Annotated in this window: 16 protein-coding genes; 6 read left to right on the top strand and 10 right to left on the bottom strand. The window is 69.0% G+C overall.

Annotated elements, in window-relative coordinates:
- Nucleotides 1–62 precede the first annotated feature (62 nt).
- Nucleotides 63–1,469, top strand: coding sequence for an amidase (locus Ssi02_RS02795; protein ID WP_204020713.1), 1,407 nt, complete (start codon nucleotides 63–65; stop codon nucleotides 1,467–1,469).
- Between the two features lie 190 nt (nucleotides 1,470–1,659).
- On the opposite strand, the gene Ssi02_RS02790 is transcribed toward Ssi02_RS02795, so the two are convergent.
- On the bottom strand, nucleotides 1,660–2,277 hold the full coding sequence (locus Ssi02_RS02790) for a hypothetical protein (protein ID WP_204020711.1): 618 nt from the start codon (nucleotides 2,275–2,277) through the stop codon (nucleotides 1,660–1,662).
- Between the two features lie 75 nt (nucleotides 2,278–2,352).
- On the opposite strand from Ssi02_RS02790, the gene murA reads away from it, so the two are divergent.
- Entirely contained in the window at nucleotides 2,353–3,672 is a 1,320-nt protein-coding gene (murA, locus tag Ssi02_RS02785) for a UDP-N-acetylglucosamine 1-carboxyvinyltransferase (protein ID WP_239128549.1), read from the top strand.
- 720 nt (nucleotides 3,673–4,392) lie between these two features.
- Here the strand turns inward: murA and Ssi02_RS02780 are convergent.
- The 5 genes from Ssi02_RS02780 to dnaE all read right to left on the bottom strand — a co-directional run bounded on the left by Ssi02_RS02780 (nucleotide 4,393) and on the right by dnaE (nucleotide 11,744).
- A complete protein-coding gene (locus Ssi02_RS02780; protein ID WP_204020707.1) occupies nucleotides 4,393–4,989 on the bottom strand; it encodes a hypothetical protein in 597 nt (198 codons plus the stop codon).
- Nucleotides 4,990–5,040: 51 nt separating this feature from the next.
- Complete coding sequence (locus tag Ssi02_RS02775) at nucleotides 5,041–7,341, bottom strand: transglycosylase domain-containing protein (RefSeq protein ID WP_239128597.1); 2,301 nt, start codon at nucleotides 7,339–7,341, stop codon at nucleotides 5,041–5,043.
- Nucleotides 7,342–7,510: 169 nt separating this feature from the next.
- Nucleotides 7,511–7,879, bottom strand: a complete 369-nt coding sequence (locus Ssi02_RS02770; protein WP_204020705.1) for a DUF5615 family PIN-like protein — start codon at nucleotides 7,877–7,879, stop codon at nucleotides 7,511–7,513.
- Nucleotides 7,876–8,190 (bottom strand): DUF433 domain-containing protein, encoded by a 315-nt coding sequence (locus Ssi02_RS02765; RefSeq protein ID WP_204020702.1) that lies wholly within the window; start codon nucleotides 8,188–8,190, stop codon nucleotides 7,876–7,878. Before Ssi02_RS02765 ends, Ssi02_RS02770 begins: the two co-directional genes overlap by 4 nt.
- 35 nt (nucleotides 8,191–8,225) lie before the next feature.
- Nucleotides 8,226–11,744: a DNA polymerase III subunit alpha gene (gene dnaE, locus Ssi02_RS02760; protein ID WP_204020700.1), complete on the bottom strand. Its 3,519-nt coding sequence runs from the start codon at nucleotides 11,742–11,744 to the stop codon at nucleotides 8,226–8,228.
- Between the two features lie 192 nt (nucleotides 11,745–11,936).
- Here dnaE and Ssi02_RS02755 point away from each other — a divergent pair, with 192 nt between their 5' ends.
- The gene (locus Ssi02_RS02755; protein WP_239128548.1) at nucleotides 11,937–13,325 is read left to right on the top strand and encodes an amino acid permease; all 1,389 of its coding nucleotides are present in this window, start codon (nucleotides 11,937–11,939) and stop codon (nucleotides 13,323–13,325) included.
- Here the strand turns inward: Ssi02_RS02755 and Ssi02_RS39570 are convergent.
- Nucleotides 13,270–14,184 carry a chorismate mutase gene (locus tag Ssi02_RS39570; RefSeq protein ID WP_204020698.1) on the bottom strand — a complete coding sequence of 305 codons (915 nt, stop codon included), beginning with the start codon at nucleotides 14,182–14,184 and terminating at the stop codon, nucleotides 13,270–13,272. The two genes, Ssi02_RS02755 and Ssi02_RS39570, sit on opposite strands and share 56 nt — an antisense overlap.
- Nucleotides 14,185–14,542: 358 nt before the next feature.
- On the opposite strand from Ssi02_RS39570, the gene Ssi02_RS02745 reads away from it, so the two are divergent.
- The 3 genes from Ssi02_RS02745 to Ssi02_RS02735 are packed head-to-tail and all read left to right on the top strand — an operon-like array spanning nucleotide 14,543 to nucleotide 19,647.
- The gene (locus Ssi02_RS02745) at nucleotides 14,543–17,968 is read left to right on the top strand and encodes a serine/threonine-protein kinase (protein WP_239128595.1); all 3,426 of its coding nucleotides are present in this window, start codon (nucleotides 14,543–14,545) and stop codon (nucleotides 17,966–17,968) included.
- Nucleotides 17,969–18,007: 39 nt separating this feature from the next.
- Entirely contained in the window at nucleotides 18,008–18,913 is a 906-nt protein-coding gene (locus Ssi02_RS02740; RefSeq protein WP_204020696.1) for a serine/threonine-protein kinase, read from the top strand.
- Nucleotides 18,910–19,647, top strand: a complete 738-nt coding sequence (locus Ssi02_RS02735) for a serine/threonine kinase C-terminal domain-containing protein (protein WP_204020695.1) — start codon at nucleotides 18,910–18,912, stop codon at nucleotides 19,645–19,647. The genes Ssi02_RS02740 and Ssi02_RS02735 overlap by 4 nt, the downstream gene beginning before the upstream one ends.
- 9 nt (nucleotides 19,648–19,656) lie before the next feature.
- On the opposite strand, the gene Ssi02_RS02730 is transcribed toward Ssi02_RS02735, so the two are convergent.
- The 3 genes from Ssi02_RS02730 to Ssi02_RS02720 are packed head-to-tail and all read right to left on the bottom strand — an operon-like array spanning nucleotide 19,657 to nucleotide 21,654.
- On the bottom strand, nucleotides 19,657–20,586 hold the full coding sequence (locus Ssi02_RS02730) for an RluA family pseudouridine synthase (RefSeq protein ID WP_204020694.1): 930 nt from the start codon (nucleotides 20,584–20,586) through the stop codon (nucleotides 19,657–19,659).
- Nucleotides 20,579–21,271, bottom strand: coding sequence for a signal peptidase II (gene lspA / locus Ssi02_RS02725; protein WP_239128547.1), 693 nt, complete (start codon nucleotides 21,269–21,271; stop codon nucleotides 20,579–20,581). Before lspA ends, Ssi02_RS02730 begins: the two co-directional genes overlap by 8 nt.
- Nucleotides 21,235–21,654 carry a TraR/DksA family transcriptional regulator gene (locus Ssi02_RS02720; RefSeq protein WP_204020693.1) on the bottom strand — a complete coding sequence of 140 codons (420 nt, stop codon included), beginning with the start codon at nucleotides 21,652–21,654 and terminating at the stop codon, nucleotides 21,235–21,237. Before Ssi02_RS02720 ends, lspA begins: the two co-directional genes overlap by 37 nt.
- Nucleotides 21,655–21,881 lie beyond the last annotated feature (227 nt).

Genomic DNA, 21,881 nt, shown 5'->3' with positions numbered 1-21,881 from the left:
CGCGGCCCCGGGCCGGTCGGCCAGACTCGGGCCGAAGCCGCACGTGAAGGGGGCCGTTGACCATGACGGAACTGTTCTACCTGACCGCCGTCGAACAACTCGCACTACTGCGTTCACGAGATATCAGCGCCGTCGAACTCCTGGAGGCGCACCTCGATCGCATCGACAGGGTCAACCCGTCGGTCAACGCGATCGTCACCCTTGTGCAAGAACGCGCTCTCGCCCAGGCGCGCAGACTCGACGACGACGCGGTGCGCGGCCGATGGCACGGCCCGCTCCACGGACTGCCCGTCGCGCACAAGGATCTCGTCGACACCGCCGGCATCCGCACGACGTACGGCTCGCGCCTGTTCGCCGACCACGTCCCCGTGACCGACGCCCTCCTTGTGCGGCGCATGCGCGAAGCCGGCGCGATCACAATCGGCAAGACCAACACCCCCGAGTTCGGCACCGGCTCCCACACCGTCAACGAGGTGTTCGGCGCCACCCGCAACCCCTACGACCTCACCCGCAGCGCCGGCGGCAGCAGCGGCGGAGCCGCCGCCGCCCTGGCCAGCGGCATGATCTCCCTCGCCGACGGCTCCGACATGGGCGGCTCGCTGCGCAACCCGGCCTCCTTCTGCAACATCACCGGCCTGCGCCCCACCCCCGGCCGAGTGCCGGCGCCGAGCGACACGGCGGCGTGGTTCACCCTGCCCGTGTCGGGGCCCATGGCACGCACGGTCGGCGACCTGGCGCTGCTGATGAGCGTGATCGCGGGCTACGACGCCGCCGTGCCGATGGGCCCCCTGGACGACGGCTCGGAGTTCGCCGCCCCCCTCGACGCCGACCTGACCGGGCTGCGCGTCGCCTGGAGCCCCGACCTCGGCGGGCTGCCGGTCGACCCGGCCACCGCCGAGGCGACCGCCACCGCGCCCGAGGTCCTGGAGAAGCTGGGCGCCCGGGTCGAACGTGTGGACCTCGACCTGTCCGACGCCGACGAGGCGTTCCGCACCTATCGCGCGTGGTGGTACGTCCTGTCGTTCGGTGAGCTGCCCGAGGAGCAGCTCACCGACAACGTGCGCTGGAACCTCGCCAGGGGCCGCGAGGTCACCGCGGCCGACCTGGCGCGGGCCGAACGGCTGCGCAGCGGGTTGTTCGCGCGGATGGCGGAGTTCTTCCGGAACCACGACATGCTGATCGCGCCGGTCAGCCAGGTGCCGCCGTTCCCCGTGGACAAGCCCTACGTGGACGAGATCAACGGCGTCGCCCTGCCCGACTATCTCGCGTGGATGCGCTCGGCCTACTGGATCAGCGTGCTGCACTCCCCCGCCGCGTCGGTGCCCTGCGGCTTCACACCCGGCGGACTGCCCGTCGGCGTACAGATCGTGGGGCGGCCGTACGCCGACCTCGACGTGCTGCGAGTCGCCCACGCCTACGAACACGCCACGGGCTTCGGCACACGCCGCCCGGCACTGCCGGGTGCGTGAGCACGCGGCCACATGGCGTTGCCGGGCGGGTGAGCACACCGCCCCATGGCCCGTCGAGCTGCCGGGCGCGTGAGCGCGCCGCCGCCCGGCGTTACCGGGCACATGAACGCGGCACCGCACAGCGCTGCCGGGCAGATGAACGCGCACCATCGCACGGCCCGTCGAGCTGACGGGCGGCGCACGGCAGGCCTCAGTCCCGTGACTCGGGTACGGGGTCCGCAGGGCCTTTGCCGGACGAGTCGGAGTTGGAGGCCAGATCCGCCTTAGGGGGGAAAGCGCCGCGGAAGACCGGAAAGAGCGGTGGCGCCTGCCCTCCGTACGGCTTGCGCAGGGGAGACTCGCGATAGGCGAGCACGCCTTCGATCGCGAAGAACACCCCGACCGCCAGGAACGGCCAGGCCATCAGCACCCCATGGGCGGTGAGCACGAGGTGGGCGGTCGTCGTCGTCCCCGTCGGCCCCGCGGCCAGTTGCACGGGCGCGCTGAGGCAGACGACCCTGCCCACCCCGAAGGTGAGCAGCGAGGCCCCCATCCCTCCGACTGCCAGCCCCACCACGACGGGGAGGGGCCGCTTCCGGCTCAGGACATGTCCGACAATGCCGCTCGCCAGTCCTAGGAGACCGGTCACCACCGCGAACCAGCCGTCGGCGGCGATGAGTGTCTGTGTCGTGGGATCGGCCGGCACGTCGCCGTCGGGACCACTGACGAACAAGGTCCGCGGCGCGGTCGCCGCCCAGACGAACCCCGCGATCACTCCCAGGACCGCCAGCACGAACACGGTCACCGCGAACTCCCGCAAATGCCGCAAGTGCTCACTCCTCTAACCGAGGTGGGCCGGACCCGCCTGATGCTATCGACCAACGGACGGCCCTACGCTTTTCACGTGAACGAACAAGAGGTGTGGCTGATAGAACCCTCCGGTCCGCTCCACGGCGACGTCGTTGTACGCGGATCCAAGAACGGAGTCTCCAAACATATGGTCGCCGCCATGCTCGGCACCGGCGACAGCACCATCCACAACGCCCCTGAAGTGGGCGAGGTCGGCATCACCGCCGCGATGCTGGAAGCACTCGGCATCCATGTCGACATCACCAAAGACGAGATCACCGTGACCAGGGGCCCGGAGATCAACCCCCGGGTGCCCGAGGCCTTCACGGGACTCAACCGGATCCCCATCCTCATGCTCGGCCCGCTGCTCCACCTGGCCGGGGAGGCCTTCGTACCTCTCGTCGGCGGCGACCCCATCGGCCGCCGCCCCGTCAACTTCCACGTCGAGGCGCTCCGCTCCATGGGCGCCGAGGTCGAGGTCGGCGACACCGGCATCGCCGCCAAAGCCGGGCGCCTCCACGGCACCCGCATCGAACTCCCCTACCCGAGCGTCGGCGCCACCGAGACCATCCTCATGACCGCGGTCCTCGCCGAGGGCAAGACCGTGATCAAGGGCGCGGCCATGGAACCCGAAGTGGTGGAACTCGCCTTGTTCCTCCAGCGCATGGGCGCCCGCATCGAACTCAGCCCCGACCGCCGCATCGTCATCGAAGGCGTCGAAGAACTCCACGGCGCCTCCACCTGGCTCGCCGGCGACCGCATCGAAGCCTTCTCCTACCTCGTCGCCGGCCTCATCACCGGCGGCTCCGTCCGTGTCCACGGCTGCCCCCAGGACCGCCTCGTCACCGCGATCACCACCCTGGCCCGCATGGGCGCCCGCTTCGAGATCACCGACGACTGGCTCACCGCCTCGGCCCCCGACGGCCTGCGGGCGGCAGCCGTAAAGACCGACACCCATCCCGGCTTCATGACCGACTGGCAGACACCGCTCATGGTCCTGTTCACCCAGAGCCAGGGCATGTCGGTCCTGCACGAAACCGTCTTCGAGAACCGTCTCGTCTACGTGCCGGCCCTGCAGAAACTCGGCTGCGAGATCGAGGTCTTCAACGTGTGCCTGGGCGGCCCTGCCTGCCGCTACCACGACACCAACGCCAAACACTCAGCCGTCGTCCGCGGCGTCTCCAAACTCCGCGGCGCCGACGTCACCCTCCCCGACATCCGCGCCGGCTTCTCCGCCGTCCTCGCCGCCGCCGTCGCCGACGGCACCTCCACCCTGCGCGGCGTCCACCACATCGAACGCGGCTACCACCACCCGTTCGACCAGTTCGCCTCCCTGGGCCTCAACCTGCGCAGGGAAAAACTCCCACCCCGGTGAACCCCTCCACTTCAACCGCACCCAACATCAGGAAGGAGATCGCCCCGCGCCCTTCCCCGAAGCCGGCCCGCCGTCGGTGAGGGCGGGGCCGTAAGCCGCTCCACCGGCAGCAGGGCCGACAACTGCGAATCACCGGTGGCCATGCTCGTCAGCGGGCCGTAGGGATCGTCCCAGACGTCGGCGCCAGGGCCGCCGCAGGAGCGTCCGCAGGAAATTCCCCGAATGGGGACAGCGCCGCTCAGATAGGTCAGGTCGGAACGTCACCGCCGACGGGACAACTCCACGGAGATCGCCTCCGCGAGAGGAGCCGTCGTAGCGTGGCCCGACCTGGCCTCCTCAATCGCTTCGTAGTATCCGGGGCGGGAAGCGGTCACCACGACCATGCTCCACCTGTGCAACAACCGGGAAAGGTCTTTGTAGCGGGCGACATAGTCACGCGCCGCTTCGACCGCCTCGCGGTATTAACAGAGGAACTCCGCCCGCTCCCGCAGAGGCAGCCCACGAAGGATCACCTGCGGGTCCCGGGGATCATCCTCGGCAGGCCGAGCACTCATAAGAAGAACGCTATCCCCGTCACCACCAGAATCGATCACCCTGAGCAGGCAGGCTGGTAGTCCAACGTTCGTCATCTGTGAGAGAGCGGTCAGCGATCGTGCTCAGGGCACCGGTCATGTCCTGCTCTCGCTACCGCTCTCTCGCAGGCGACATCTGTCGGGAACGTCAGCTAGCGCCGGGGATGGTGACCGGTTGTTCCTTCACCGGGAAGCCGTTCTTGGTGGCGCTGCCCTTCATGTCGTTGATGGAGGACTTGACGCCCTCGAGGTCGGCCGGGGTGGCCGTGCCGCCCTTCAGTTTGTCGGTGAGGGCGGTGACCTTCGTGGTGACGCCCTCGACGGCCTTGCAGAGGGTCGGGTTGCTCATGGCGAAGCCCTTGGCGACCCTCAGCTCGTGGAGGGCGAAGGCGCCTGCGATGGCCGCCTTCACGAAGGTACGCTTGCGCTTTTCCGCGCCCTCCTTGAAGCCGCCGCTGCGGAGCGGCTGGTAGATATAGCGGTAGAAGGCCCCGAGCGCGAGTCCCCCGTGGAGCGCGAAGCGGGTCTTGGCGAAACGCCGGGCGTTGCCCGCGGTCGGGCACGGACCGTGAAACTCGCCGTCGGCGGGCGGGGACGCCGGGGCGGCGGTCGCCGGGTTGGCGTTGATCGCGTTGCCGGGTCTGGCGGCGAGGTCCCTGTCGCTGCCGCAACCGACTAGGGTCGCCCCCGCCAGCAGCACCGCCGCCGCGTACACGACAACGGATCGGATGCTCCGTACAGTCATTTTTCCCCCTGTGGTTCTACACGAAAGCCCGTCGTCGTCACGGGCGGCGGATCAGTCGTCCCACGGCCATCGCCAGCCCTCACCGAAGATGCCTGCCTCCTGGTCGGCCATCTCGCGTTCGAAGCTGTGGTCGTAGTCGTCGAATTCGTCGCGGTCGCGGTCGCGCCGGTCGCCGCGGCGGTCTCGGCGGCGATCGCTTTCCTCGCGTTCGGCGCGTTCGAGGCCGGGGGTGTGGCCGCCGCCGAAGCGGGCCATGTCGGGGCGGGTGAAGGGGGTGCCGGCGCTGCCGGCCAGGGCCTCGCTCATGGAGTCCACCCAGATGGGGCCGGGCAGGGAGGCTCCCTGGACCGAGCCGTAATACGTGTCGCCGATGGTCACGCCGCGCAGCGGGTGGCGGTAGGAGCCGCGCAGGTCGCCGATGCTGACGGCGGCGGCCAGGTCAGGGGTGTAGCCGGCGAACCACGCCGAGGTGTAGCCGTCGGTGGTGCCGGTCTTGCCCGCCGCGTGGCGGCCGATGCTCTGGCCTTTCATGGTGCCGCGGGCGAACACGCCGCGCAGCACCCAGTTGACGGCGTCGGCCACCTCCGGTTCCAGCGCCTGGGAGCAGCTTGAGGAGATGGGGGTACGGTTACCGTCCCTGTCCGTGATCTCGACGATGGTGACCGGGCGGCAATAGCGGCCCCTGGCGCCGAACGTGGCGAAGGACGCGGCGACGGTCAGCGGGTCCATCTCGTTGATGCCGAGCGTGAAGGTCGGCACCTCCCGCAGGGCTTTGCCGTCGGCGCGGGTGATGCCGAGCGAGCGTGAGGTTTTGACGACGTCGCAGAGCCCGACCTCGCGTTCGAGCATCATGTAGAAGATGTTGACGGAGTTCCAGGTGCCGGTGGCCAGGCTGTGCGGGCCGCCTTTGCCCTCTCCGCTGGCATTGTGGATGACGGAGCCCGGATCGTTCACCGGCACTCCTTTGCAGTTGCGAAAGCCCCTGCTCGGCACGTAACTGCCAGGTGTGTTGAAGCCCTGGTTGAACTGCCATCCTTTTTTGAGCGCGGTGGCCAGCGTGTAGACCTTGAACGTCGATCCGGCCTGGAAGCCCTGGCCGCCGCCGTGCGCCGCGTCGGCGGGGAGGTTGTAGGTCGTGGCCGGGCCGAGTTTCCGCCCGCCTGGGTTGGCCCCGTAGCGTTTGCTGGCGGCCAAAGCCCGCACCCGGCCGGTGCCGGGTTCCACCATGGCCTCGGCTGCCACCTCGGTGTCGGCGGGGTCGACCCGGGATGAGATGGCGCGCTGGGCTGCTTTCTGAACGCGGGGGTCGAGGGTGGTGGTCAGGGTGAGGCCGCCTACGGCGAGGCGGCGCAGGCGTTCGGCTCTGGTGTGACCGAAGACGGGGTTGTTCTGGAGCTCTCGATAGACATAAAGGCAGAAGAACGGATATTTGCTCTCAAAGCACCCACCGGGGGCCGGTTGCAGCTTGATCCCGAGAGGGCTGCGTTTGGCCGCCCGGGCTTGTGCCGTACTCACCATGCGCAGCTCGGCCATACGGTCCAGCACCAGATCCCGCCGCTCCGTGAGCCGGCGCTGCCGCTGCCTGCCGAGCGCCGGATCGGTCGTGGCGGGAGCGCGTACGGCACCGGCCAGCGTGGCCGCCTGAGCCAGCGTGAGCTGAGCGGCGGTCGTCGAGAAGAACCGCCGGGCGGCTGCCTCGACCCCGAACGCGCCGGCACCGTAGTAGGAGATGTTGAGATAGCGTTCGAGGATCTCGGCCTTGGTGTATTTCTTCTCCATCGCAAGTGCCAGCCGCAACTCGTTGAGCTTGCGCTGAATACTCGGCGCCCGCGCCCGATCCCGCTCGGCCTCCGACTCGGCACTCTCCACCAGAATGTTCTTCACCAGCTGCTGCGTGAGCGACGACCCGCCCTGGCGGATTCCCCCCGCCTGGGTGTTGGCTATCAGCGCACGGAACGTGCCCTTGATGTCGAGCCCGGCGTGCTCGTAGAACCGGGAATCCTCAATGGCCAAAATGGCCTGCCGCATGACGGGCGCCACCGCGGCCAGGGGAACGACCGTGCGATTCTTCTCGTAGAACGTGGCGAACTCCGTGCCGTTCTTGTCGAGCAGCACCGTACGCTGCGAGAGCGGATCCTCAGAGGGCGGCGGCGGCAACTTGGTGAACAGGTCGGCCACATGCTTGACGGTGACTCCCCCACCCCCCACCACGGGCAACGCGATCCCCGCGACCAGAATCCCCCCAAGCACCCCCGCGATCCCCAGCCCGGCCGCCATCCCCACCGTCACCCGCCGCACCGAACGAACACCGGGCTCGCCGGGGTGCTCATGGGCATCATCGGTGGTGGTCACGGTCAAGAAAGTGCGACCCGGAGATCCTTTCCAAACCCACACCACAACAAGCTTGACCTGCCCAACAGCGGTTTTTACCTGCCCGCGACAGCTTTGTCGACGGAAATCCCTTAGGCGTGAAAGCACCCATTAACGACAAACAGGTCGGGCATGTTTGGCCACTGCAGGCTTATCGCAGCGGGAGAGCCCTCACCCGGATGCCTCTGGTGGAAAAAGCCACAACGGCGCCTGCTTGAAGATGGCTGTCGAGGACCGCAAGGTTCGCCACGATGACGTCGACCAAGTCGGGTGGACGCAGCTCAATCAGTTCTCGTACAAGAATCACAGAAGGTTCAGTCGCACGTGTGTGTGCCAGGAGCGCACCGAAGTCCGTGTCTGCGGAGACGATTGCCCGGCCGCTCGCAACAGCGAGTTCCATGATCGTCGTATCGGGTGCGCTCGTCGCCCGAAGGTCGCGCACATGGATCGCATTATGATCAGCTTTGTTCAGGAGTTCGGCAACGCGAGGTGAGAGGTTTTCATCAACCAGGAATTTCACGCCGGCTCTTGGAGACGGTAGAAGTGGACGTTCGTTGATGCCGCAGCGTACTCAAGCGCTTGTTTGATGTCATCGCGTTCCAGATCTGGGTAGTCCGTGAGGATCTCGTCGAAGGTCCATCCACCGGCAACAAGACGTACCACCGTCTCAACCGTGATTCGCAGGCCACGGACGGTGGGCTTGCCTTCGAGCTTGTCGGGCTCGACGGTGATTCGATCGAAGTTCATGGTGTCTCCCTCCCCTCCTGATATTGCCAGGTCGGCTCCGAGGAAGGCGACCGCGATACGCCGTGCCGCCAAAACGTACGGCACAGCCTCCAAACGAGGCTGTGCTGTACGAAGCCGAGTCAGACCAGGCAGGAAGGGCCGAGGAGTTGTTTCAAGTCGCCCATCAAAGCCGGGGAGGGGGTCACGCGGAGGCGGTCGTCCAGGCGCATGACCGTGGTTTTCGGGCCGGTGTGGACGTGGAGGTGGACCTCCGTGGTGCCGGGGTGGGTGGTGAGGACCTCGCGGAACTGGCCCACCAACGGGGGGGTGCAGCGGTTGAGGGCGAGGCTGACGACCAGGGGGCCGCCGGATTCCACGGTGAGGTCGGGGGCGGTGACCTCCATGGCGATGATTTTGGCGACGTCTTCGCGTTTGTCCAGGCGGCCCTTCACGAAGACGATGGCGTCCTCGGCGAGGATGGTCGAGCAGAGCTGGTAGGCCGAGGGGAAGATCATGACCTCGATGGCGCCTTCGAGATCCTCCAGGGTGGTGAGCACCCAGGTGTCGCCCTTTTTGGTGACCTTGCGCTGGAGGCCGGTGAGGATGCCGCCGACGGTCAGTGTCTGGCCGTCGGGACGGCTTTCGTCCTGGAGGGCGGCGATGGAGCAGTCGGCGCCGGCGGCGAGGATGTGTTCGACGCCGAGGAGCGGGTGGTCGGAGACGTAAAGGCCGAGCATCTCCCGTTCGAAGGTCAAGATGGTGGTCTTGTCCCATTCGCCGGGCGGGATCTGCACGTCGAAGGTCTGGTCCTCGGCGCCCTCGACGGCGCCGAACAGGGAGTCCTGGCCGATGGCCTCGTTCTTCTTGATGTCGATGATGGCGTCGACGGCCTGTTCGTGGATGAGGACGAGGCCCTTGCGCACGTGGCCCAGGGAGTCGAACGAGCCGGCCTTGATGAGGGATTCGATGACCCGCTTGTTGCAGACGATCGCCGAGACCTTGCGGAGGAAGTCCTTGAAGTCGCCGAAGCGGCCCTTGCTCTTGCGGGCGGCGACGATGGCCTCGACGACGTTGGCGCCGACGTTGCGGATGGCGGACAGGCCGAAGCGGATGTCGGTGCCGCGCGGGGTGAAGTCGGAGTCGGAGTCGTTGACGTCCGGCGGCAGGACCTTGATGCCCATGCGGCGGCACTCGTTGAGGTAGAGCGCGCTCTTGTCCTTGTCGTCTTTGACCGAGGTGAGCAGGCCCGCCATGTATTCAGCGGGATAGTTGGCCTTAAGGTAGGCGGTCCAGTAGGACACCAGGCCGTAGGCGGCGCTGTGCGCCTTGTTGAAGGCGTAGTCGGAGAAGGGGAGAAGGATGTCCCAGAGCGTCTTGACGGCGTCGGCGGAGTAGCCGTTGGCCTTCATGCCCCCTTCGAAGGACTCGAACTGCTTGTCCAGCTCGGCCTTCTTCTTCTTGCCCATGGCGCGGCGGAGAAGGTCCGCTTTACCGAGCGAGAAGCCGGCGACGCGCTGGGCGATGGCCATGACCTGCTCCTGATAGACGATCAGGCCGTAGGTCGTGTCGAGGATGTCGGCGAGCGACTCCTTGAACTCCGGATGGATCGGGACGATGTCCTGCTGGCCGTTCTTGCGCAGCGCGTAGTTGGTGTGGGAGTTGGCGCCCATTGGGCCGGGGCGGTAGAGCGCGCCGACGGCGGAGATGTCCTCGAAGTGGTCGGGCTTCATCAGCCGCAGCAGCGACCGCATGCCGCCGCCGTCCAGCTGGAACACCCCGAGGGTGTCGCCCCGGCCGAGGAGCTCGTAGGTCTTGCGGTCGTCGAGCGGCAGCTTGAGCAGGTCGATCATGGAGCCGGTGTTGGCCTCGATCATCTTGAGGCAGTCGTCGATGATCGTGAGGTTGCGCAGGCCCAGGAAGTCCATCTTGAGCAGGCCGAGCGTCTCGCAGGTCGGGTAGTCGAACTGCGTGATGATCGCGCCGTCGGAGTCGCGGCGCATGATCGGGATGTAGTCGGTCAGCACCTCCGACGACATGATGACGCCGGCGGCGTGCACACCGGTCTGCCGGATCAGGCCTTCGAGGCCCTTGGCGAGGTCCATCGTCGACTTGACGTCGACGTCCTCCTCGTAAAGCTTGCGCAGCTCGCCGGCCTCGGCGTGGCGGGGGTGATCGGAGTCGAAGATGCCGGTGAGCGGGATGTCCTTGCCCATGACGGAGGGCGGGAAGGCCTTGGAGACCCGGTCGCCCAGGGCGTACGGATAACCGAGGACGCGCGCGGCGTCCTTGATGGCCGCTTTCGCCTTAATGGTGCCGAAGGTGGCGATCATCGCGACCTTGTCGGCGCCCCACTTCTCCGTGACATACCTGATCACGTCGGCGCGCCGGCGCTCGTCGAAGTCGATGTCGACGTCGGGCATGGAGACGCGGTCGGGGTTGAGGAACCGCTCGAAGATCAGGCCGTGCGGGAGCGGGTCGAGGTCGGTGATGCCGAGCGCGTAGGCGACGAGCGAGCCGGCGGCGCTGCCTCGGCCGGGGCCGACGCGGATGCCGTTGTGCTTGGCCCACATGATGAAGTCGGCGACCACGAGGAAGTAGCTCGGGAAGCCCATCTTCAAGATGACGTCGATCTCGAACTCGGCCTGGGTCCGGTGCCGCTCGTCGACCCCCTCGGGGAAGCGGCGGTTCATGCCCTCCCAGACCTGCTCCCGGAAGAAGCCCTCCTCGGACTGGCCGTCGGGCACCGGGAAGGTGGGCATGAGGTTCTTGAACCCGAACATGCCCTCCGGGTCGACCTTCTCCGCCACGAGCAGAGTGTTGCGGCAGCCCTCCTGCCACAGCTCGGAGGAGTCGACCGCGCGCATCTCGTCGGCGGTCTTGATGTAGTAGCCGCTGCCGTCGAAGCGGAACCGGTCTGGGTCGGCAAGCTGCTTGCCGGTCTGGATGCACAGGAGGGCGTCGTGGCTCGCCGCGTCGGACTCGTAGGTGTAGTGCGAGTCGTTGGTGACCAGCGGGGGGATGCCGAGCTTGCGGGAGATGTCGGTAAGGCCGTCGCGGACCCGGCGCTCGATGTCGAGCCCGTGGTCCATGATCTCCAGGTAATAGTTGTCGGGCCCGAAGATCTCGCGGAACTTCGCCGCCGCCTTGAGCGCCTCCTCCTCCTGGCCGAGCCGGAGCCGGGTCTGCACCTCGCCCGAGGGGCACCCGGTGGTGGCCATCAGGCCCTCGGAGTGCTCGGCGAGCAACTCGGCGTCCATGCGCGCCCACTTGCGCACGAACCCCTCGGTGTAGGCACGTGAGGAGAGCTTCATCAGGTTGCTCAGACCGGTCCGGTTCTTCGCCCAGATGGTCATGTGCGTGTAATAGCCACCCGCCGACACATCGTCACTCTTTTGGTGGGGCTCACCCCAGGTGACCTGCTTTTTGTGGTGCCGGGCGGCGGGCGCGACATAGGCCTCGATGCCGATGATCGGCTTGATGCCGGCGCCCGTGGCCTGCTTGTAGAAGTCGTAGGCGCCGTGCATGTTGCCGTGGTCGGTGATCGCGATCGCGGGCATCCCCAAGTCACCGACCTGCTTGAACATCTGCTTCAACCGGGCAGCTCCATCGAGCATGGAGTATTCGGTGTGAACGTGCAGATGAACAAACGACTCGCCCATGCGCTCCCCTAGTTCGTGCGGTGCGTCAGAGCCTACGCGTGTTGAGCGGGGCCCGGAGGCCCACCGCGCCCTAAGGTCTGACCTGTAACCCGCTCAACCGTTTTGAGCAGGGAAAACACCGGGGGAACATCAATGGCCTCAGAGCTAGTGGAACCAGGCTACAGCCCTGTCCTGAGCGGCCGGCAGGTCCGGATGATCGCGATCGGAGGGGCGATCGGCGTCGGCCTGTTCCTGGGTTCGGGCGGGCGTCTCGCGGCCGCCGGGCCGGCGCTCGTGCTGACCTACGCCGTGGCGGGGGTGGCGGCGTTCTTCGTGATGCGGGCGCTCGGTGAGCTTGTCCTGCACCGGCCCACGTCGGGGTCGTTCGTGGACTACGCCCACGAGTTCGTGGGCCCGTGGGCGAGCTTCGCCAGCGGATGGATGTACTGGATCAACTGGGCCTTCACCGGCATCGCCGAGCTCACGGCTATCGCCACCTATTTCAGTAAATGGGCTCCTCACGTTCCCCAGTGGGTCGTCGCCCTCGGCGCGCTCGTCCTGGTGCTGGCGGTCAACCTGCTGTCGGTGCGGCTCTTCGGCGAGCTGGAGTTCTGGTTCGCCCTGCTCAAGGTGCTGGCGATCACCCTGTTCCTCTTCGTCGGCACCTGGCTGGTGGTCTTCTCCGTCAACGACGCCGGAGTCCACAACCTCGGCGCCGGCGGCGGATTCACCCCGCACGGACTGCCGATCGTGGTCATGAGCCTCCAAGCCGTGATCTTCGCCTACTCCGGCATCGAACTCGTCGGAATCGCCGCGGGCGAGACCAAGAACGTGCACCAGGTCATGCCGAAGGCCATCAACGGCGTCGTCTGGCGTATCGCGATCTTCTACGTGGGGTCGGTTCTGCTCCTCACCCTGGTGCTGCCCTGGACGGCATACTCCGGAGACCAGTCGCCCTTCGTCACGGTCTTCAACTCGCTCGGCGTGCCGTGGGCGGGCGACGCGATGAACGTCGTGGTCATCACCGCCGCCACCTCGTCGTGCAACTCCGGCCTCTACAGCACCGGGCGCATCCTGCGCGCCATGGCCCTCAAGGGCGAGGCACCCGCGGTGACCTCCAGGATGAGCAGGAGGCATGTGCCCTACGGCGGCATCGCCCTCACGGCGGCGGTCTTCCTCGGCGGGGTGTTCCTCAACTATCTGGTGCCGAAGCAGGCTTTCGACATCGCCATCGCCATCGCCTCCCTCGGTGTCATCACGACGTGGGGCACGCTGCTGTTCTGCCAGATCAGGCTGCGCCGGGCCGCCCTGCGCGGCGAGATCGCCCGGCCGTCTTTCCGCATGCCGGGCTCGCCATACACCAACTGGCTCACCCTCGGGATGCTCGCGCTGGTGGTGGTGCTGATGGCCTTCGCCGACGAGCCGCAGCGCATCGCGTTCTACAGCATCCCGCTGCTCGCGATCGCCATCGCGCTCGGCTGGCACCTGGTGAAGGCGCGCCGGGGGCGTGCGCCGCGGCCCCCGGCCACCGGACCGCCGCCGCTGCTCAGCGGTCCCGTTCCTCCGCCAGACGCAACCCCGCCTCTATCACCGCGTTCATGATCGGCGCCAGGCCGGGCTCGCCCAGTGTGGGGGCACGTTCGGCCATGGCGGCCACCAGGCGCCGCTCACGGTCCATGTCACGACCGGCGAACCCGCCGACGGGCTTCAACCGCTGGATGGTGCCCGCCAGCGCGGCACGGCGCTCCAGCAGGGTGGCCAGCGCGGCGTCCACACGGTCGATCGCCCGCCGCGCGGCCACCACCGTCTCGGGGGACTCCTCTCTGAGGATCGCGCCGACCAGCGTGACCGCCTCGCGCGCCGCCGCCACGGCGTCGCGGCCGCACTCCGGCGCGAGCATGAGCCCGTCGGCCCCGGCCGCGACCGCCGCGCCCGCGAGGCCGGCGTCATCGCCCAGCCAGGCCAGCACCGGCCTCCCCGAACGCTCACGCGCCTCCCGCATCAACGTGAGGTCCAACGTGTGGGTGCGGCTGCCGCCCTCGCAGAGCACCACCTCGTCGTTGCCCTCGGCCACGCAGTAGTCCACGATCGCCAGCCATTCCTCCAGAGTCGCCCCGGGCCCCCGCCGTACGACCACCGGCAACCCCAGCCGCGCGACCGCCCGCACGAGGCCGAAGTCCTGCATCCACTCCCCGCCGATCACCAGGCCGTCGGCCGCTGCCTGGACCGCGGGCAGGTCGCCGGCCGAGAACGGCTCGACGAGCAGCGGCCCGGCGAAGGCCGCCCGCGCCTCGCGCACCGCGTCGCCGGCGTCACGGCGCCCGTGGTGCTCGCGCAGGGAGATCCAGCGCGCGTCGGGCGCGGTGTGAGCGGCCCCGCCGATCAGCACGGCCGGGCCGGCGCCGACCCTGAGGTCGCCGATCGGCACAGCTCCGCGGTGGATGTGGGCGGCGAATGTCATGGACGCATCTCCCGGATGCTCGGCCGGGTCCGCAGCCGGAACCGGCGTGGGCGACTTGACGAACGTCGAACAGGCCTGGAAAGCAGGAAAGGCAGAGACAAGGGTCTCTGCCTGGGTGCCGGCTCCGAAAACGGTCGCTAGATCACGTGCATGCGACCGACTCGACCGGAGCCGGCTCGGTAAACGCGAAATAGCGGGTCACAGCAACGACGATAAGGCATGCTGTACGGCCATGCCAGCGGCCGGACCACGTCATCCCACGATGCGAGATGAGCGCGAAATGCGAATCCTCCGTACGGTCGATGTAGATCCCCCGCTATGGGAGGATTTCTTGGCCTGGGAGGGGGATTGAGCGGTGATGCAGTCGGACGGACAACACCACAAGGGTCGCCGCGTCGCCGACCGCTACCACCTGCTCGAACCTATCGGACAGGGCGGCATGGGCGTGGTGTGGCGAGCGCACGACACACTTCTCGACCGGACCGTCGCGGTCAAAGAGGTTCGGTACGGCGGCGGCCTGGGTGACGAAACACACATGCTCAACCGGCGGATGATGCGCGAAGCCCGCGCCGCCGCCCGGCTGACGCATCCCAACGTCGTGATCGTCTACGACGTGATCGAAGAGGACAACCGGCCGTGGATCGTCATGCAGATGGTCCCGTCGCGTTCCCTCGGGCAGGTGATCAAGGCTGAAGGGCCGCTCAAGCCGCGCCGCGTCGCCGAGATCGGCCTGAACCTCGTCGACGCCCTGCGCGGCGCGCACCGGGCGGGTGTCCTGCACCGCGACGTCAAGCCGGAGAACGTCCTGCTGGCCGACGACGGCCGCGTCGTGCTCACGGACTTCGGCATCGCGACGCTGGAGGCCGAGACCGCGCTCACGATGACGGGGCTGGCGGGCACGCCGGCCTTCATCGCGCCCGAGCGCCTGCGCGGCCTGCCCGCGCGCCGCGAGTCGGACCTGTGGTCCCTCGGCGCGACGCTCTATGCGGCGGTGGAGGGCAAGTCCCCCCACGACCGGGGCCTCGCCATGGCCACCATGCACTCGGTGCTCAACGACGAACCCGGCCCTCCGCGCCTCGCCGGGCCGCTCTATCCGGTGCTTGAGGGGTTGCTGCGCAAGGAGCCGGTGCAGCGGCTCACCTACGACGAGGCGACCGCGATGTTGCGCAAGGTCGTCGAGGGTCACTCCCCCACCATGCCCTTCGGCATGGTGCCGCCCAAGCCTCAGGCGCGGCCGAGCAAGCCGGCCGGCCCCTCGATCCCCGAGACGGGCCACCACGCCCATCCGCCGGTGTCGGGCCGTCCGCTCAGCGGCAGGAACCAGCGCCCCGGGAAGGACCCGTACGGCAGGCAGACCCCGGCGGCGTTCGAGGCCGACGACGGCGACATGGCCACCCGCAAGGCACGCGTGCCGAAGCCGGGCACCGCGTCGACCGCCAGGCCGCCCGTGGCGGGCCGCCTGCCCGGCGCGACGGGCAGGTCGGGCGACGCGGCGGCCAAGGCCGCGCGTGAGGCTGAGGCCAAGGCGGCCAGGGAGGCGGAGGAGAGGGCCGCACGTGAGGCCGCAGAGAAGGCCGCCCGTTTGAAGGCGGCCCGCGAGGCCGCAGCCAAGGCCGCCCAAGAGGCCGAGGCCAAGGCGGCCAGGGAGGCCGAGGAGAAGGCCGCACGGGAAGCCGCAGAGAAGGCCGCCCGTTTGAAGGCGGCCCGCGAGGCCGCAGCCAAGGCCGCCCAAGAGGCCGAGGCCAAGGCCGCCAAGGAGGCCGAGGAGAAGGCCGCACGGGAAGCCGCAGAGAAGGACGCGGCCGACGGCCAAGATGCGGAGTCCGGCTCGGCCACGGCCGAGGATGAGCCGAGCAAGACCAAGTCCAAGAAGTCCGGCACCTCAGGCACGAAACGAGCATCGGCGCGAACCGGGACGGCGAGCGGCACCGGGGCAACCGGGGACGCCAAGCCCGAGAGCGGTTCCTTGTCAGACGACGATGCCGCGAACACGGACTCCACCGGCTCGGGCAAACGCCCCTCGGCACGCAAGAGCACAGGCTCGTCGAGCGCCGGTGCTTCGAATGCCTCGAAGTCCGGAACCGGCGCACGCCCCAAGGCACAGGCCAAAGCGGATGAGGAAAAGTCATCCGATTCACCGGCGGACGCCGCGGAGCCGGGCACCGAGTCCGGCGAGAAGGAGCCGGCGTCCCCGGAGAAGACCACCGGAAGCACCCCCGCCAAGCCCGGGGCGAAGGGCAAGAGCGACACCAAGAAGAAGCCCGCCGCCGACAGCACGGAAGACGGCGCCTCACCCGCCGACAGCGACGCCAAGGACGTGAACGGCGAGGCCGGCGGCGAGGCCCCCGACATCGCGCTCGGGAGTGCCGCGTTCGCAGTCGGCCGCGAGGACGACACCGACACCTCGCCGAGCCTGGTCATCCCGGCGGTCAGCCTCGACGGCCCGGCATGGCCCGACGTGTCCGTCTCCACCTCCGAGCGCATACTCGGCACCGACGCCAAGCATGAGAAAGCCGCGGCGGCCTCGTTCGACCTCGTCGGTGACGCCGCGGCCGGCCTCGACCCCGTCGGCCTGCCGGCGGCCGGGGCGGACCCGGCCGACCCTGCGACGACTAAGTTCGGGGCCGAGGAGATCTCGCTCGATCTGAGCGCCAAGGCCGGGAACGACGTCGGCAAGGCGGGGTCCACGGGCTCAAAGGCCGCCGCGAGAGGCGCGGTCGGCCGCGCCCCTTACGACACCTCTTTCGCCGCCGAGGCGACCCGGGTCGCCGACGGCGCCCTGGACCCGGCCCCGAGCGGAAAGAGCCCCAAATCGGGCAAAGCCCTCCCAAGCGTAGGTGGGTACGGCCGTCCGGCGGCGCGTGAGGCCGCGGGGGCTTCCGCCGTACCGGGCTGGGAGGTGCCTGAACCGGACGCCGCGCCGTACATCGGGAACGCCACCGCGAAGCTCCCCACGCCGCCCCGGCCCGGACACGAGGCGCAGCCTCCGCCCGGACGGAATAAGGGCGGCGACGGGCAGTCCACGGTGATGGGCCTGCGGCCATCGGTGCCGCCGCGGCCTCCGTCCCCCCTGCGCAAGGTCGTGCCCGCCGTGGTCGTGGCGGTGATCGTGGTCGCGATGGTGTCGCTCTATCTCGGCATGCGCAGCGGCAACACCGCGGGCTCCCCCGACCCCTCGGCCACGACATCGGCGACGACCGAACCCGAGGGCGAGAAGTCGTCGTCCCCCGGCGGGTCTCCGCAGGCCGCCCCCGTTCCGAACCCGCCGCAGGCCAATGAGCCGGCCCCGTCGAAAACGGCCGAGCCCGCTCCCGAGAAGTCGGAGCCGGCGGCGGCGCTGCCCGCGGGTTGGAAGATGTACAAGGACGACAAGATGGGCTTCTCGGTGGGCCTGCCGAAGGGCTGGAAGCCCTTCGTCCGCACCCGCAACGCCGTGCGTTTCCGCGGCCCCGGAGCGAGCCCCCAGTCGTACCTGCTGATCGAGGAGGCGGACAACCCCAAGAGCGACCCGGTGAAGGACTGGCGCAAGCTTGAGCGCACCGCGAGGTACAACTTCGGGGGATACAAGTTCAAATTCATCAAGAAGGTCGACTACCAGAAGTCGGCCTCCGACTGGGAGTTCACCTGGAGGGCGAACTCCGGTCTGGCCCGGGTGCGCAACCGCGGCTTCCTCACCGACAACGGCCGCGGCTACGCGATCTATTGGCACACCGCGAGCAGCAAGTGGAAGAAGCACCTGCGCTTCTTCAACGGATTCGCCGACACCTTCAAACCCGCGAAGTAACGTGTCGCGTCTGACGCCCGCAGGCGGAAAGGGGCGCCGGTGACGGACGGACAGCGCCGGATCAACGGCAGATATCTGCTGATCGAGCGACTCGGGCAGGGCGGCATGGGCGTCGTGTGGCGCGCCCACGACGAGCTCCTCGACCGGCCGGTGGCCGTCAAGGAGGTGCGTTACTCGGGGGTCGACGACGAGCGCCGCGCGTCGCTGATCCAGCGCACGATCCGCGAGGCCAGGGCGGCAGGACGGCTCGACCACCCCTCGGTGGTGGCCGTGCACGACGTCGTCGAGGAGGACGGCAGGGCGTGGATCGTCATGCAGCTTGTGCGTTCGCGGTCGCTGGGCGAGGTCGTGCGGGTCTACGGTCCGCTGGCACCCGAGCGGGTGGCGGCGCTCGGGCTGCAGATGTTGTCGGCGCTGCGGGCCGCGCACGCGGCGGGGGTGCTGCATCGCGACGTCAAGCCGGAGAACGTGCTGCTCGCCGACGACGGGCGGGTGGTGCTGACCGACTTCGGCATCGCCGCCGTGGAGGAGGACCCCGCCCTCACCCACACGGGGGCGATCATGGGCACGCCCGCCTTCCTGCCCCCTGAGCGTCTGAAGGGCATGCCCGCCGGGCCCGAGTCCGACCTGTGGTCGCTCGGCGCGACGCTGTACGCCGCGGTGGAGGGCAGATCGCCCTTCGACCGGGGTGCCGCCGCGCCGACGATGGCAGCGGTGCTCTACGAGGAGACGGGCCCCATGGCACGGGCGGGCGCCCTGTCCCACATGATCCACGGGCTTTTGCACAAGGAGCCGGCCCTGCGCATGGGCACGGAGGAGGCCGAGGAGCTGCTCCGCCCCATCGCCGAGGGCACAGGACCCACCGAGGCGCGACCCCTCGCCCGGCAGGGCACCGGCCCCCAGGCCGCCCGGCCGGCCGGCTGCGCCGTACGGCACTGCTCGTGACGGCGATCACCGTGTCGCTGGCATTGGTCGCGGCGGCGGCGGTCTTCGGGCTCCTCTACTGGGGCGGGAGGTCCACGGAGCAGGAGTCCATGATCGTGCCCGTCGGGACCGCCGAACCCGAGCCCCTGCCGTCGCCGACGCGTACGGCACAGGCCCGCGTGACGGTCACCGCCACCCCGCGCGAGGCGTTCATCCCGAAGGGGTGGGTGTCCTATCGCCACCCGCAGGGGTTCTCGCTGGCCGTTCCGAAGGGATGGACCGCCGTGGACGACCCTGAGCGGCCCAGGGTGGAGATCCGGGGGAAGGGGAGCAACGGCTTCCTCTGGGTGGAGTGGGCCACGCCGGAGAACCCCCAGGACGATCAGGTGGCCGCCTGGGAGGAGCTGGAGAAGACGATCCTGGCTGAGAAGGGGCTGCCCGGTTATCGCCGGATCGGGATCAGGCCGCTGACCTACCTCGGCCGCCCGGCGGCCGACTGGGAGTTCACCTTCGAGAGCACGGCGGACGGCACTGTGCGGGTGATCGACCGAGGGTTCCGCACAGCGGACGGACGGCATTTTGCGCTCTATTGGCGGGTGCCCGACGCCGAGTGGAGCCGGGACCTGCACTTCTTCCAGAACTTCGCCCGGACCTTCCGCTTCGGGAGTCAGGCGCCCGGCGCCGAAGGCCGGGCGCCGGCGCCTGAGCGGAGCCGGAAGGTGCCTCGCACCGAGAACTCCCCCGGCACCCCCTGAGCCGCCCCGTCAGGACTCGCGGCCGGCCCTGTCGAGGGCGCCGGCGAGGTCGTCGGGATAGTCGCTCGTGAACGACACCCACTCGCCCAGGGTCGGGTGCTCGAAGCTGAGCGAGACCGCGTGGAGCCACTGCCGGCCGACCTTGAGGCGGGCGGCCAGCGTCGGGTCCGCGCCGTACATGAGGTCGCCGACGCACGGGTGGCGCAGGGCCGCCATGTGCACGCGGATCTGGTGGGTGCGCCCGGTCTCGAGGCCGATGTCCAGCAGGGAGGCCGCCCGGAACGCCTCGATCGTGTCGTAGTGCGTGATCGACGGCTTGCCGCCGGCCACCACCGCGAAGCGGCCGTCGCCGGAGGGGTGCCGGTCGATGGGGGCGTCCACGGTGCCGCGCAGCGGGTCGAGGTGGCCCTGCACGAGGGCGTGGTAGCGCTTTTCGACGCGGCGCTCCTTGAAGGCCCGCTTGAGCAGCGAGTAGGCCACCTCGCTCTTGGCGACGACCATGGCGCCCGTCGTGTTGGCGTCGAGGCGGTGCACGATGCCCTGGCGCTCGGCGGCGCCGCTGGTGGCCACGGTGTGGCCGGCGCCGAGCAGGCCGCCGAGGACGGTGTGGCCGGTCCAGCCGACCGTCGGGTGGGCGGCGACGCCGATCGGCTTGTCGACGACGACGAGATCGGAGTCCTCATAGATGATCTTCATGCCGGGCACGGGCTCGGCTATCGGCATGGGGGCGGTGGGCGGCGGCGGCAGGGTGACGTCGAGCCACGAGCCCGCGTGCACTCGGTCGGACTTGGCCGCGGCCACGCCGTCGACGAGCACGTCGCCGTCGGTGATCAACTCGGCGGCGCGGGTGCGGGAGAAGCCGAACAGGCGGGCCAGGGCGGCGTCGAGCCGCTCGCCGGCGAGGCCGTCGGGGACGGGGAGACTACGCTGATCAGCCATTGTCCTCATCCTTCGCCGCGGCGGATTTGCCCTTGGAGCCGCCCGTGTCGCGGGTGCCGTCGATCTGGTAGCCCCGCCACGCGAGGAAGACCGCGAGGATGCCGCCGCAGACGATCGAGGAGTCGGCCACGTTGAAGATCGGGAAGTGGCCGGGGAAGACCTCGACGAAGTCGACCACGTGGCCCTCAAGCACGCCGGGCGAGCGGAAGATGCGGTCGGTGAGGTTGCCGAGCGCGCCGCCGAGGAGCAACCCGAGGGTCACCGCCCAGGGGAGGCTGCGGAGGTTTTTGGCGGTGCGCAGGATCGCGATGACCACGCCGATCGCGATGAGGGTGAGCACCAGCGTCAGCCCGGTGCCGATGCTGAAGGCCGCACCGGGGTTGCGGATGACGCGGAACTGGAGCAGCCCGTCGATCAGCACGACCGGGGGGCGGTCCTCGATGGTCTCCACCACAAGGATCTTGGAGGCGAGATCGGAGAGGTAGATGACCACAGCGATGATCGCGAGCAGGCCGAGCCGCCTCCTGGCGGGCCCTCCTGCGGAGGGTGGTGTCTCCCGCGCCGTCGTCTCACCGGGAGCGCCGGGGCGCGTCACGTCGTCCGTGCCGCCCGTTCCGCCGCTCCCGGCGTCGTCGCCCGGCGCGCCGCTCAGCGGCGCTCCTCCCGCTGCTTGCAGGCCACGCACAGCGTCGCCCTCGGGAACGCTCGAAGGCGTTCCTTGCCGATCGGCTTGTGGCACGATTCGCACACTCCATAGGTCCCTGCGTCGATCCGGGCGATCGCCCGCTCGTTCTGCGCGAGCAGGTCGCGCGAATTCAGGGTAAGGGCGATCTCACGTTCCCGCTCATAGGTCTTGGCCCCGGCGTCGGCCTGGTCGTCGCCCGCGCCCTCGGACATGTCGCCGGAGGCGATCTCCGACTCGGCCCGCGCGATGTCGGCCCTCAGGTCCTCGACTTCCTTGGCCAAAGCCTGGCGGACTTCGGCGAGCTCGCCTGCGGTCCAGCCTTCAAGGGGGGTCGTCGAGCCGTCGCCGGCTCTCTTCGCGGTGGTGCGCGTGCTCGCGGCCATGGCCTGCCTCCTAGCTGTGCCGTTCCCGTCTCACCGGTGTGCTTTCAACGGGTGCCGAGAGCATAGGTCGCTCATAACAGAACGGCAAACGACCCGCCGTAACATTTACCACTCCCGTACGATGACCCACCCTCTTCAGCGTCTCATCACCATTACCCATACTTTGCAGGACTTTGTCGTTACTTCTGCCCACACCGGCTGGCGGCCGTGACCGCGCCACAGTGCTG

The organism is Sinosporangium siamense (genome assembly GCF_016863435.1).
GTDB classification, from domain to species: domain Bacteria; phylum Actinomycetota; class Actinomycetes; order Streptosporangiales; family Streptosporangiaceae; genus Sinosporangium; species Sinosporangium siamense.
This window is presented reverse-complemented; position numbering and strand designations above follow the sequence as displayed.

Bases quoted from the DNA above. Each gene is read 5' to 3' on its own strand.
- Ssi02_RS02780 (WP_204020707.1), bottom strand. From the start codon at position 4,989: ATGACTGTACGGAGCATCCGATCCGTTGTCGTGTACGCGGCGGCGGTG.
- Ssi02_RS02745 (WP_239128595.1), top strand. From the start codon at position 14,543: ATGCAGTCGGACGGACAACACCACAAGGGTCGCCGCGTCGCCGACCGC.
- Ssi02_RS39570 (WP_204020698.1), bottom strand. From the start codon at position 14,184: ATGACATTCGCCGCCCACATCCACCGCGGAGCTGTGCCGATCGGCGAC.
- Ssi02_RS02755 (WP_239128548.1), top strand. From the start codon at position 11,937: ATGATCGCGATCGGAGGGGCGATCGGCGTCGGCCTGTTCCTGGGTTCG.
- Ssi02_RS02795 (WP_204020713.1), top strand. From the start codon at position 63: ATGACGGAACTGTTCTACCTGACCGCCGTCGAACAACTCGCACTACTG.
- Ssi02_RS02730 (WP_204020694.1), bottom strand. From the start codon at position 20,586: ATGGCTGATCAGCGTAGTCTCCCCGTCCCCGACGGCCTCGCCGGCGAG.
- Ssi02_RS02720 (WP_204020693.1), bottom strand. From the start codon at position 21,654: ATGGCCGCGAGCACGCGCACCACCGCGAAGAGAGCCGGCGACGGCTCG.
- dnaE (WP_204020700.1), bottom strand. From the start codon at position 11,744: ATGGGCGAGTCGTTTGTTCATCTGCACGTTCACACCGAATACTCCATG.